A 12564-nucleotide genomic window follows, 5' to 3' on the forward strand; every position below is an offset into this window, starting at 1 on the left:
GCCACGTCCGTTGGAGCGCTTCGCGGGGCGAGCCTCGGCCGGGTTGGTGGGTGTCGGGGCGGCAGGGGTGCTGTTCGCTGTGCTGTTGAGTCTCGTACGCACAGCATGGGCGCCACTACAGAACGTGGACAGCGCCGTCGCGGACTGGTTCAACAGCGCCGTCGCGGGCAGCGACATCGTGGTCGTCGTCCTGCGCGGGGTGACCGACTTCGGCGGTCGAGGCATGCTCACGGTCGTGCTGGTGGCCGCGACCGGTTACCTGCTGATCCGCCGCCAACCCCGGCTGGCGGTGTACGTGGTGATCTCGTCGCTCGGCGCGCTCATCCTCGATCCTGTCGTCAAGCTGCTGGTGGAGCGGATCCGACCCGAGGTGGCGGATCCGGTGGTTACCGCCCCCGGGCCCAGCTTTCCCAGTGGACACGCCCTCGGCTCGCTGGTCTCGTACGGTGTCCTGCTGCTGGTCTTCCTCCCGGCCGTGCCGCCACGGCGCCGGCGCCTGGTCGGCGCCGGGGTGGCCACGCTGGTGGCCCTCATCGGGCTGACCCGGGTCGCCCTCGGCGTGCACTACGTCAGTGATGTCGTCGGCGGATGGGCGCTCGGCGTGGCATGGCTCGGTGTCACCTCCGCCGCATTCCGCCGTTGGCAGATCGAGACTGGTCGGACCGCCACACCGGCCGGGGAAGGACCGACCTCGGGAGCCGCGGCCGCGCTACGCCCCACCGACGGCCGACCTTCCGGGCCGGCGCACCCGCTGCTGATCGCCACCAAGCTGCTGGTCGCCGCGGTCCTGACCGTGGGGGCGGCCTTCGGCGCCGGCGTACTGGTCACCACGGTCCTCGACGGCACCGCGCTCGCCGAGGCGGACCTGGCCGCGGTGCAGTGGTTCGCCACCCAACGCACCGATCCCTGGACGACAGTCCTGACGGCGGCGAACAACCTGGGCAGGACCTACTGGATCATCACCTGGACCCTCGGTGCGAGCGGCATCGCCCTGGCCCTGTTCCGCCGCTGGCGACCGGTCGTCTTCCTCTGGACCGTCATGGTGGGCGAGGTGATCCTCTTCCTCATCACCGCCACAGTGGTGACCCGGGCCCGGCCACTGGTCCAACCGCTGCAACCGGATCTACCACCCACGGCGAGCTTCCCATCGGGTCACGTCGCCGGAGCGCTGTGCCTGTACGGCGCCACTGCGATCCTCGTCTGGCAGGCCACCAGGTCGACGCTGTGGCGGACCGTCGCGGTGACCGGCGCACTGGTGATACCCGCACTCGTCGCGGTGGCCCGACTCTACCGCGGTGTGCACCACCCGACTGACATCGCCGGCAGCATCCTGCTGACCGGGCTGTGGCTGACCGCCAGCTACCTGATCCTGCATCCCGGACAGGACGATGACGGCGGGGGCCGACGAACCGACTGGTCGCTCCCGATGAGCGGTAACGCTCGGCGCAGCCGCAGCAGTCCTGACCTCCGTGGAACCAGGACGTGTGCTCACCCCGGATCCAGGAGCGACGAATAGTCGCTGCCATACGGTCCGCGCGCCGTACATCTGCATCCGCGGCAACCGCGACTCGCCGGCCACCACGCGGCGGTGGTGCCGGCCCGCCGGCCTCAGGGGTTTGAACCCGACGCCGTTGACGAGTTGGCGGACGGAAATGGCGGCCCTCAGCGGGTTACCGGAAACGACGTTGAGTCCCAGATCAGCATAGGAGACCTGAGCGCCGAGCCAGATGCCGAACAAGAGGTGCAGGCCGGAGACCACCACGTGCAGGTACGACAGCAGGGTCAGCAGGGTCCCGTCCGCGATGCCCGGGTGAGGAAGGTCGCAAGTCCGTCCTGGTGGCAACGCCCCGATCAGTTGCCCCACTCCGGAGGCGAATTCCGGTGCCACCAGTTCCCTATCTCACCGGCACTCAGATATCCCTAAGAGCGCGGACCCCGGCGACGCGCTAACCCTGGTCTCAGGTTGGTCGGGGAAAATGGGCGGCAGAGCATCAACTGGAAGGGGGCGGGCCGGCGTGCGGATCATGATCGCAGATGATGACGCGGCCATCCGTGAGTCGTTGGAGCGGGTGCTCCAGGTCGAGGGTTATGACACCAGCACGGTCGCCAACGGTCTCGCCGTGCTCGACGGGGTCGGTGGGGCCGGCGGTGACACGCTGGATCTGCTGATCCTCGACGTGATGATGCCCCGCCTCGGCGGGTTGGAGACCTGCCGGCGGTTGCGGGCCGCGGGCCAGGATCTGCCGGTGCTGATGCTGACCGCCCGTGACCAGGTTTCCGACCGGGTCGCGGGGCTGGACGCGGGCGCCGACGACTATCTGCCCAAGCCGTTCGCCACCGAGGAATTGCTGGCCCGGGTGCGCGCCCTGCTGCGCCGGCGCACGCCGGGCGACGGCGAGTCGCAGGTCCTGTCGTTCGCCGATGTCCGGCTCGATCCCGACAGGTTCGAGGCATGGCGGGGTGCGCGGCCGCTGCGCCTGACCCGGACCGAGTTCTCCCTCCTGGAGGTCCTCGTGCGCAACGCGACCCGGGTGTTGACCCGCGACGCGCTGTTCGAAGCGATCTGGGGCTTCGACATGAGCGCCACCGCCAACAACCTCCAGGTGTACGTGAGCTACCTGCGCCGCAAGATGGAGGCCGAGGGTGAGCCACGATTGATCTACACACTGCGCGGCCTGGGATACACACTGCGGGAGACTCCTCCGTGAGCAGGCCCACCGGTCGGGAACCGCGCCGGCTGACCCGATGGTGGCGCCGGCGGTCCTTGCGGACCAGGCTGACGGTGATCGCGGCGACGGCCATCGCCGTCAGCGTGTTCATGGCCTTCCAGGTGGCAAGCGAACTGCTGGCCCTGGAGCTGCGGAACGACGCCGAGAATCAGCTGCGCGCCGACTCCCGCGTCCTGGCGACGACCGCGGAGCGCGCCGGTCTGACGCAGGTCGAGCTACCGCCGTATCCCGGATCCGGTCGGCTGGTGCGGGTCATCCTGCCCGACGGCTCGACCCGGACGCCGGCCGGTCAGCCCGCGCTGCCCCCGGTCAGTGAGCACGCCGGGCGCGTGGCGCAGGGCGCGTCGGCCGACCTGATGGAGTCGAATGACAGCGAGGAGGGCTATCTCATCTACACGCTGCGGGCGGGCGACGGCGCGGTGCAGGTGGCCCGCGTCGTCGACGACAGCCCGATCAACCAGTTCGGGTTCGGCATGCTGCTGATCGGGCTGCTCTGCGTGGTCGGCGGCGCCCTTGTCGGGCGGACCGTGGCGCGGACCGGGCTGGCGCCGATCGACCGGCTGAGCGCCGCCGCGGTGCGTGTCGCGCACACCCGGGATCTCGACGCCGACATCCCGGACGAGGGCGGTGGGGAGATCGGGCGGCTGGTCAAGTCGATCAACGACATGCTCGCCGCGCTCCGGGACTCCCGGCGGGCCCAGCGGCTGCTCGCCGAGGACGCCGCCCACGAGCTCAAGACCCCGCTCACCAGCCTGCGCCTCAACGTCGAGCTGCTGATCCGGCTCGATCGGCGCGGCACCCTGGACAGCGCACTGCCGGCGGAGAGCCGGACCCGGCTGCTCCATGATCTCGGCGCCCAGGTGGCCGAGTTGAGCACCCTTGCCGCCGAGCTGACCGAGGTAGCTCGCGGTGACGTCAGCGACGAGAGCACTGAGCTGCTCGACCTCGCCGACGTGGTGGTGGCCGCCGCGACCCGGGCGCGATCCCGCCTGCCCGACATCGAGGTCGCGCTCGACGTGACCTCAGTGTGGGTGAGCGGGCGCCCCGCTGCGCTCCAGCGGGCGGTGCTCAACCTCATCGACAACGCCGGCAAGTGGTCCCCCGCGGACCAGCCGGTCCAGGTTCGGCTCCGCGCCGAGGGCGCGCGTCGTGCCGACGGCGCGTCGGCGGTGCTGGAGGTCGACGACGCCGGGCCGGGCATCGACGCCGCCGACGTGCCGCGGGTGTTCGACCGGTTCTACCGTGCCGACAGCGCCCGGGCGCTGCCCGGATCCGGGCTCGGGCTGTCGATCGTGCGGCGGGTCGTCGAGGCCCACGGCGGCCGGGCCACCGTCGCCCGCTCCGCACGCGGTGGCGCGCTACTTCGGGTCGAACTTCCGGCCGCGACCCCGCCCGCCCCGATCGCGCGGCTCACCGCTGGTAAGGACACCGCGGTGCGCTGACCTCGGCCCTGGCGCGTGGCGGGCGTACGGGTTTGGTTCTCCAGGTAGGTACAGCTGACCTGGCCAGGTCACGGCGTGGCGGCGGCCTGGCCGGGTGTCCGATGAGTTAGATTTCGCCTGGTATGCGCTCGGGTGAAGGATAGCGATGATCTTGCGGTCGGAGCGGTGGCTGGAGTTACCCACGCCCAACGTCCTCGGGATCAACGGACCCAGCTACCGACTCAAGAATCGGCGGCGGCGCAACACGAAGCGGCCCAGTTCGCCGAGCGCGGTGATGGACAGGGCGAGCCCGAGGCCGACCGCCAGGCCAAGCGTCGGGTTGGATTCGAAGGCGGCGCCGCCGAGGTAGCCGATCAGGCCGGAATAGCCGGCCCAGGTGACGGCGGCGATGGCGGTGAACAGGGTGAAACGGGCAAGCGGGTAGCCGGTGGCACCGCTGGCCGTCACGATCGCGGTGCGGCCGCCGGGGACGAACCGGCCCGCGATGATCAGGGCGCCGCCCCGGCGGTGCAGGTGCGGGGTGATCCTGTCGGCGGCGCGGATCAGGCGGCCGCCCGGAGGGCGCGCGCGCAACAGGCGCCCGATGAGGTAGCCGATGTGATCACCGACGAAGGCGCCCAGCGCGGCGAACACGATGATCAGCGGAAGCGACGGGATGCCCGACACGGCGAAGACCGCCGCGGCGATGACGACCGACTCCGACGGGAGGAACGGCAGGAACGCGTCGAGGGTCGCCAGCGCGAGGATCGCCAGATAGATGACCGGAGAGGTCATCGCATTCTCGATCATGGCCATCAGGTCCATCGGGTCCGCTCCTCCCCTTCGAGCACCCAGGCGCAGAGCCCGACCACGACGAGCACGAGCGCCAGCAGAACCCGTTCGGCCAGGCCCGCGAACGGGAGAGGGCCCTGGCCGAGCAGCACCGCCGGCCCGTTCACCGCCGCGAACGCGACGCATGCGGCGACCGCGGACCACCCGGCCGCGCGCAGCCAGCGGACCCGGGCCGGGTCTGCCCCGCGCCCAGTACGCCTGGCGATGAGCAGTGCGAAGAGCGGTGGCAGCGCCGCCATCAGCGCCGCGCCGAAGCGATGCACCCCGGCGGCGACGCCCGGTTCGGTCCCCGGCAGGTTCGTGGGGAACGCCACCACCGCGACCAGGGACACACACCACACCGACAGCAGCGCGGTGAGTGGCCCGGACGGTGGCAGCACCCGCCGGACGCCGGCCAGGAGCCAGGCGCCGGCTGCCGCGAGCCCACCCGCCGCCAGGGCCAGCAGGACGGTGCCCGGCACGGTCCGGATCGATTCGCTGACCATCTCGTCCATTGGGTCGACATCGCCGACCAGCAGCAGGCCCGCCCCGGCCGCCGTGCCCATGCCCAGGCTCAGCTGGACGTTGCGATACCAGCGGGAGGTGCCCGCGCGGACGACCGTTGCTGTCATGCGGCGACCTCGGCGACCTCGGCGGGCGCGGGCGCCTCACGGGCCGGACGGATCCGGTAGAGCTGCTCGAACGCGGACACCGTGCGGGTCTGGTCGTGCTGCTCGGCCACGGCACGAGCCCGGCGCCCCAGCTCTTCCGCGTGCTTCGGGTCCCAGAGCACGGTGAGCAGTCGCTCGGCGAGCATGGCAACGTCGCCGGGCGGGAACAGGTAGCCGGTCTCCTCGTCCTGTACGAGGTGGGGTAGGGCTGCGGCGTCGGCGCCGATCACGGGCCTGCCACTGGCCATCGCCTCGAGCGTGACCAGGCTCTGCAGCTCGGCGGTGCCCGCGTTGACGAAGACCGCCGACGCCGCGTATGCGGAGGGAAGGTCCTCGTCGGGGATGAAGCCGGTGAACGTGACATGCTCGGCGACGCCCAGTTCCCCGGCGAGCGACCGCAGCGTCCGGTCCTCGGACCCGGTGCCGACCAGGAGCAACTGGACGTCGAGGGAGCCCCGCACCAGCGCGAACGCCCGTATCACGACGTCGAGGTTCTTCTCGGCGTCGAGCCGGCCCACGTACGTGATGGTGGGCTTCTGCGCGAGGCGGTAGGCCCGTCGGAACTCGGCCGCGGGCGCCTGCTCGCGGAAGCGGGTGAGGTCGATGCCGCACGAGATGGGCAGGACCGGCCCGGACACACCGGAGAACATGGCGAGCGCGGCGGCGTACGGGGTCGGGGCCGTGACGACGTCCGCCCTGGCGAACACCCGGGCGGCGTCGCGCCACGCCCACTCGTGCGCCCTCGTCCGGCCGGCGTTGCCGATGGGCAGGTAGTGGATCAGGTTCTCGGGCATGAAGTGGTTGGTGGCGATGACGAACAGGCCGCGCTCGTGCGCCGTGTCGACCAGCGCCCGGCACAGCGGGAAGTGGCTCTGCACGTGCACCACGTCGGGCTGGACCTCGTCGAGGATCCGGCGGGCCGCCGCGCGCAGTCCCGGTGGCGGGCAGAACCGGAAAGGTGAATGACCCGGCACCGGCAAGGAGCGCACGCGGTGCTCGACGACGCCGTCGCCGGACGTGCCGGCATGGCTGCGGGTGTCCGTCGACGGCGCGACCACGTGGACCTCGTGCCGGGCGGTCAGTGCCACGGCCAGCCGCTGGGCGAAGTAGGCCGCCCCGTTGACGTGCGGGGCGTAGGTGTCGGCGCCGATGAGGATGCGCATGGGACAACGACCTTTCTGAGGTGGAAGCGCCATCTTTCGTAGGTGGAAGCGCTTCATGACGAGGTGGAAGAGAGCGACCGGCACGGCGACGGCCGCGGTGAGCAGGAAGATGCCGCCGGGCAGTGCGAGCAGGCCGGACAGCTGGCTACCGAACAGAGCGCCGAGACCGATCAGCACCAGGCCGCGTGCGGCGGCGGTGGCACCCACCCAGGCGGCGAATCTCCGGTACGGAAGCCCGGCGAGCCCCAACGACACGAATGCCGGGACTGCGAAGACATCGACGATCTTGGCGGTGACCACCAGCCGAGGCAGTGACATCCCGGCCAGCCGGTCGAGCAGCGCCGTCGCCTTGAGCCTGCTCAGCAGGGATGCCACCCAGGGCCGCCGGGCCGACCGGCCGACGAGGTAGAGCAGGCTGTCGCCCACCACCTCGGCCAGCGCGACGATCACCCAGATCGGCCAGAACGCCGCAGCGCCGGCGCCGACCAGGGTGCCCGCGGTGATCGTCGCGGCCGGCCCCTCGATGAGCACGAATAGACCGAGCACCAGGTAGGGGTGCTCGAGCACGGCCTGGGTCAGGTTCATGCCGAAACGCCCCGGCCGGAGGTTTCGCACCGGTCGTCCCCACGCCGGGCCGACCGAGCAAGCTCCGTGGTGCGGGTTCCGATCACCAGCCACGGCACCCACCAGCCTGCCAACCGGCCGACCGGCGCCTCCCCGGGCGGCACTGCGTTGACTGCCATCACTAGCCCCCTACGTACGGGTTTACGTCGCTTGTCTGAGGCCTACTCAACCGAGCGAACCTGAGGCGACCGTTAATGCGCCGCTCAGACCGGGTGGCCGAACCAGGTGCCCGGCGCACGCGCCAGCTCGCCGGTCTTGTTCCAGGTGACGAAGGGCAGCGTCACCTGCGCACCTCGGCCGGCGCCGCGCGCACGTTGGGCCGCAGCACCCACCACAGCAGGCCGACCCAGAGCGCGGTCAGGATCGCGGCGCCGAACAGGTCGGTCGGGTGGTGCATGCCGCGGTACATCCGGGACAGCGCGACGCCGGCCGGCATGACCACCGCGAGCACCACGGCGACCCAGCGCCACCGGCTGCGCACCCGGCCCATGATCAGGACCGCGATCGCCGCCCAGATGCACATCGTGGCGGCGATCCCGGACGGGAACGACGACGTGGACATCGGGCCGTCGAGCTGCGCCACCGGCGGGCGGTCCCGCTGGATGGCGGCCGCGGTGCACAGGAACAGGGTCAGCTCGCCGACCATGGCGAGCGCTACGAACACCACCGGTCGCCACTGCCGCCACACAGCCAGCGCGATGGGGCAGAAGACCAGCGAGATGGCCAGCATGGCGTGGGTGTCGCCGGCCTTGCTCCACACCCAGCTCACGTCGTCCAGGGTGGGCGCACGGAACGTCTGCAGCCACCGGACCACACCGTCGTCGAAACGCCCCAGCCAGGTGCCCTCGGTGTGGTTCTTCAGCAGGTAGCCGACGACGTACAGGATGCCGAACGTGAACACCCAGCCGGTCAGGATCTCGGTCGCCGTGACCCACCGGTGCGGGATCGGGCGACTGGAATCAGGCACCCGGTTGATCGCCTCGGCGGCCTCGGGCTCCAGGCCCTCGTCGAGCGGCGCCACCGGGCGTCCCGCTTCCCGCCGCCACACCCGGAACGCGTACGCCGTGACACTCAGCCACAGCGCGCCGAGCAGCCAGCCGGCCAGCACGTCGGTCAGGTAGTGCACGCCCAGCGCGATCCGGGTGACGCCGATGGCGAACACGATCAGCCCGATCGCCGAGATGAACAGCTTGCGGTGTCGGACAGCCGGCAGGAACACCAGCAGCACGGCGCCGTAGACGACCATCGAGCCGAGCGCGTGCCCGCTCGGGAAGCTGTTGCCGGACGCGGCCGCCACCGGCACCTCCACCACCGGGCGCAGCCGGCCGACCAGCGACTTCACCGACGGGTCGAGCAGCAGCCCACCGGCGACGCTGGCCAGCAGGTAGACCGCGAGGCGGAGCCGCCGGCGCACCAGCAGCAGCACCGCGGCGACGCCGACCAGCCAGAGCATGATCGGCCGTCCGCCCAGCCGGGTTATCCCGTTGAGCGCGTTCACCAGATACGACCGGGGCGACACGACCTCGTTGAGCTCCCGGGCGACACCGCGGTCGACGCTCATCACCGGTTCGAGGTGCAGCCGGACAAGGAGCACCAGCAGCCCGAACCCGAGCCCGACCGCGACGACCACCAGCGGCGGCGCCGACCGGCCGGGCGGCGCCGCTCCGGACGGCGTTGCTTTGACGGCCATCAACAGCCCCTATCGCCTGTTCGATGCCGACTTCGTACCGAGCGAATCTGAGACGACGATTAATGGACGTGCGGGCGGTGAAGGTGACGTAGTACCGCGGTACCGCATCCCCTCTCGGGATTGACGACCGCGGCACGACGAAACAGGACGGGATCGGTCCTAGCTTTCAGGCCATGAGAAATTCTGGAAGTCCACGGTGGAGGTTTGGAACGGCCACCATGGCGCTGGTGACGGCGATCGCTGCCGTCGCAGCCTGCGGGTCAGATGCCGACAAGAGTGCGGCGCCCGCCGCGTCCGGCCCGCACAGCGCGCATGCGGGCACGTCGTCGGCTCCCCCGCAGCCGCTGCGCGCCGGCGAGCGGTTCGTCGACCTGAAGATGCCCGAGGCCTACACGCCCGCACCGACGGAGGGCGGCTTGGACGAGTACCGGTGCCAGGTGCTCGATCCGGGCCTCACCAAGGTGGCGTTTCTGACCGGGACCCAGGTCATGCCGGAGAATGTCGCCATCGCGCACCACGGCATCGTGTACGCGGTGCCGCCGGGCGGCGCTGCCGCGGTGCGCGAGCAGGACGCGAAGACTCCCGGTCCCGGCTGGCAGTGTTTCGGCGGAACCGGTGTGGACGGCGCCGACGTGGAGGGCGACGACGAGGGCGCCGACCCGGGCGCGGCGTGGGTGGACACCTGGGCGCCGGGCGCCACGGAGACGCTGCTCGACCAGGACGCCGGCTTCAAGCTGGAGCCGGGCAGCCTGGTCGTCCTCCAGATGCACTACAACCTGCTCGCGACCGACGGCAACCCGGGCGGGTCGGACCGCTCGGCGGTGCGGCTGCGGCTGACGGACGGCACGCCGCAGACCCGGGAACTCGAGACCTGGTCGCTCGACGCGCCGACCGACCTGCCCTGTGCCGCCGACGAGTCGGGTCCGCTCTGTGACCGGGCGGCCTCGATCGCGGACGTGACGAAGCGGTTCGGGCCGGAGGTCGGCGAGTTCGCGGACCGTCAGGCGGAGGAGTGCAACGAGGGCGGCGTGCCGAAGCCCGGTGACACCCAGTCCTGCGACCACGAGGTGGAGGAGCCGGTGACGGTGTTCGCCGGTTTCGGACACATGCACATGCTCGGGCGGTCCTTGAAGGTCGAACTCAACCCGGGCACGCCGAAGGCCAAGGTCCTGCTGGACGTGCCGCAGTTCGACTTCGACAACCAGCGGATGGTGAAGCTGCCGTCGCCGGTGGAGGTCGGCCCGGGGGACACGCTGCGGGTGACGTGTACGCACGACGTGGGGCTGCGCAAACAGCTGCCGCAGCTGAAGAAGCTGCCACCGCGCTACGTGGTGTGGGGCGACGGCACCGGCGACGAGATGTGCATCGGCATCATGACGGTCTCCCCCCGCAAGTCCTGACGAAACGTCGAACGTGTGTGAGCTCACTGAGGTCAACAAGCCGAAGCGCAGGTCTGAGCTCACACACGTACGGCGGCGACGCGGGCGGCTGCAGGCGGACCGGCAGCGGAGCGGTCGATCCCGCCGAGCGGATCGGCCCGCAGCGGTGCGGCTGGGAACTACGGTCGCGCCCCCGACGAAAGCGCCACATCGGCCGGCCGGGTGAGTCTCAGATCGTAGGCGAGGGTGACGGCCTGGATCCGGTCCCGTGCGCCGGTCTTGGCGAGGACCCGCCCGACGTGGGTCTTCACCGTCGACTCCGACAGCGTGAACCGTTGCGCGATCTCGCCGTTGGTGAGGCCGTGGCCGATGGCGACGAGGATCTCCCGCTCGCGGTCGGTCAGGGAGTCCAGCCGGGGGTCCTGCCGGACGGCCCCGCAGAGATCATCGTCGAGCCGGTCGGCGATCGCGTCGAGCAGCCGCCGGGTCAGGGCCGGCGCGATCACCGCGTCCCCGGCGGCGACGGCCCGGATGCCGGCGAGCAGCTCCTCCGGTCGGGTGTCCCTGAGCAGGAAGCCGCTTGCCCCGGCCCGCAGTGCGGCGAGCGCGGACCGGTCCACGTCGGACGTCAGCACCAGGATCCGCGAACGCCCGCCGGCGGCGACGATGCGCCGGGTGGCCTCGATCCCGTCGATGCCCGGCATGCGGATGCCCATCACCACCACGTCGGGATGCAGCTCGGTGGTCCGCCGAACGGCCTCGGCGCCGTTCTCGGCCTCGCCGACAATCTCGGTGTCTGCGGTGCTCTCCAGCAGCATGCGAAACCCGAAGCGCTGCAGCGGCTGGGCGTCCACCACGAGCACAGTGATCATGAATGGCTGCCTTTCAGGGTCGCGTGTACGGTCCAGCCACCGTCCGGTGCGGGCCGGCGCTGACCGTGCCGCCGTAGAGCGCGGCGCATTCGGCCATGCCGGCGAGGCCGAGGCCCGTGTCGCCCGACGATGTCCACTTCATACCGAGCGAACCTGAGACGACGGTTAGAACCAGTGACGTACGGTGCGCAGGCCGCCGACGTCGTACTCCCACATGCCGGGTAGGGCCTCGACGTCACCCCGTTGGTGTGCGCTGGGCTCCTGGATCGGCCAACCGGCCTGAGCGCCGCATTAACGGTCGCCTCAGGTTCGCTCGGTATGAGTAGGCCTGAGAGAAGCGACGGAATCCCTCACCCAAACCTGCCCAGCAACTCATCGGAGGTCTCGTGTCCGCACGTCCAGGTTCCACGGTCGTCGATCGGCAGTCCGGGAGCGCGCTGTCAGCCAACGCTGACCACGCCGCGGCCATGCTCGTCGGCGCCGTGAAGCGATACGGCTCCGACCGGTCGGCCGTCGTCGCGCTCGACGACGTCACCATCGCGTTCCCCACAGGGAAGTTCACGGCTGTGATGGGCCCATCGGGTTCGGGTAAGTCGACGATGATGCACTGTGCCGCGGGGTTGGATCAACTGACGTCGGGCCGCGCATTCGTCGGTAACACCGATCTGTCGACGCTCAACGATCGCGAGTTGACCAGGTTGCGCCGAGAACGGATCGGATTCGTTTTCCAGGCATTCAATCTCGTGGCGACGCTCACGGCCGAGGAGAACATCTGCCTGCCGATGACGTTGTCGGGGCGCCGGCCGAGCATCGCGGTGCTCGATCAGGTCGTGTCGCTGCTACGCCTCGGTGATCGCATGCATCATCGGCCGACGGAGCTCTCGGGTGGCCAGCAACAGCGAGTTGCCGTCGCCCGGGCGCTGGTCGCCCAGCCGCAGGTGGTTTTCGCCGACGAGCCCACCGGCAACCTCGACACCCGGTCCGGACAGGAGATCCTCGGATTCCTGCGATCAGCTGTCGATCTGCACCACCAGTCGATCGTGATGGTCACGCACGATCCCAACGCCGCTGCCTGGGCGGACCACGTCGTGTTCGTCGTCGACGGCCGAGTCCACGGCGTGATGGACCACCCGTCGGCCGATTCGGTGATCGACGTGATGAAGGGTCTGGGGCGATGAGCCAGA

General features: G+C 70.7%; 10 protein-coding genes. 5 read left to right on the forward strand and 5 right to left on the reverse strand.

Going from position 1 to position 12564, the window contains the following annotated elements:
• Window positions 1-67 precede the first annotated feature (67 nt).
• The 3 genes from O7627_RS29790 to O7627_RS29800 all read left to right on the forward strand — a co-directional run bounded on the left by O7627_RS29790 (window position 68) and on the right by O7627_RS29800 (window position 4171).
• Window positions 68-1516 carry a phosphatase PAP2 family protein gene (locus O7627_RS29790; RefSeq protein ID WP_278096775.1) on the forward strand — a complete coding sequence of 483 codons (1449 nt, stop codon included), beginning with the start codon at window positions 68-70 and terminating at the stop codon, window positions 1514-1516.
• Window positions 1517-2015: 499 nt separating this feature from the next.
• On the forward strand, window positions 2016-2708 hold the full coding sequence (locus O7627_RS29795) for a response regulator transcription factor (RefSeq protein WP_347404687.1): 693 nt from the start codon (window positions 2016-2018) through the stop codon (window positions 2706-2708).
• Window positions 2705-4171 (forward strand): HAMP domain-containing sensor histidine kinase, encoded by a 1467-nt coding sequence (locus O7627_RS29800; protein ID WP_278096777.1) that lies wholly within the window; start codon window positions 2705-2707, stop codon window positions 4169-4171. Before O7627_RS29795 ends, O7627_RS29800 begins: the two co-directional genes overlap by 4 nt.
• Window positions 4172-4384: 213 nt before the next feature.
• Here the strand turns inward: O7627_RS29800 and O7627_RS29805 are convergent, their stop codons facing one another.
• The 4 genes from O7627_RS29805 to O7627_RS29820 all read right to left on the reverse strand — a co-directional run bounded on the left by O7627_RS29805 (window position 4385) and on the right by O7627_RS29820 (window position 9129).
• A complete protein-coding gene (locus O7627_RS29805; RefSeq protein ID WP_278096778.1) occupies window positions 4385-4975 on the reverse strand; it encodes a DedA family protein in 591 nt (196 codons plus the stop codon).
• The gene (locus O7627_RS29810) at window positions 4966-5613 is read right to left on the reverse strand and encodes a DUF998 domain-containing protein (RefSeq protein WP_278096779.1); all 648 of its coding nucleotides are present in this window, start codon (window positions 5611-5613) and stop codon (window positions 4966-4968) included. Before O7627_RS29810 ends, O7627_RS29805 begins: the two co-directional genes overlap by 10 nt.
• Entirely contained in the window at window positions 5610-7400 is a 1791-nt protein-coding gene (locus O7627_RS29815) for a glycosyltransferase (RefSeq protein WP_278096780.1), read from the reverse strand. The genes O7627_RS29810 and O7627_RS29815 overlap by 4 nt, the downstream gene beginning before the upstream one ends.
• Before the next feature lie 319 nt (window positions 7401-7719).
• The gene (locus O7627_RS29820) at window positions 7720-9129 is read right to left on the reverse strand and encodes a phosphatase PAP2 family protein (protein WP_278096781.1); all 1410 of its coding nucleotides are present in this window, start codon (window positions 9127-9129) and stop codon (window positions 7720-7722) included.
• A gap of 218 nt (window positions 9130-9347) precedes the next feature.
• On the opposite strand from O7627_RS29820, the gene O7627_RS29825 reads away from it, so the two are divergent.
• Window positions 9348-10529 (forward strand): monooxygenase, encoded by a 1182-nt coding sequence (locus tag O7627_RS29825; protein ID WP_278096782.1) that lies wholly within the window; start codon window positions 9348-9350, stop codon window positions 10527-10529.
• A 158-nt stretch (window positions 10530-10687) separates the two neighbouring features.
• Here the strand turns inward: O7627_RS29825 and O7627_RS29830 are convergent, their stop codons facing one another.
• Window positions 10688-11380, reverse strand: coding sequence for a response regulator transcription factor (locus O7627_RS29830; protein WP_278096783.1), 693 nt, complete (start codon window positions 11378-11380; stop codon window positions 10688-10690).
• Between the two features lie 467 nt (window positions 11381-11847).
• Here O7627_RS29830 and O7627_RS29835 point away from each other — a divergent pair, with 467 nt between their 5' ends.
• Complete coding sequence (locus O7627_RS29835; protein WP_278098484.1) at window positions 11848-12558, forward strand: ABC transporter ATP-binding protein; 711 nt, start codon at window positions 11848-11850, stop codon at window positions 12556-12558.
• Window positions 12559-12564: the final 6 nt, after the last annotated feature.

Source organism: Solwaraspora sp. WMMD1047 (assembly GCF_029626155.1).
Taxonomy (GTDB): Bacteria; Actinomycetota; Actinomycetes; order Mycobacteriales; family Micromonosporaceae; genus WMMD1047.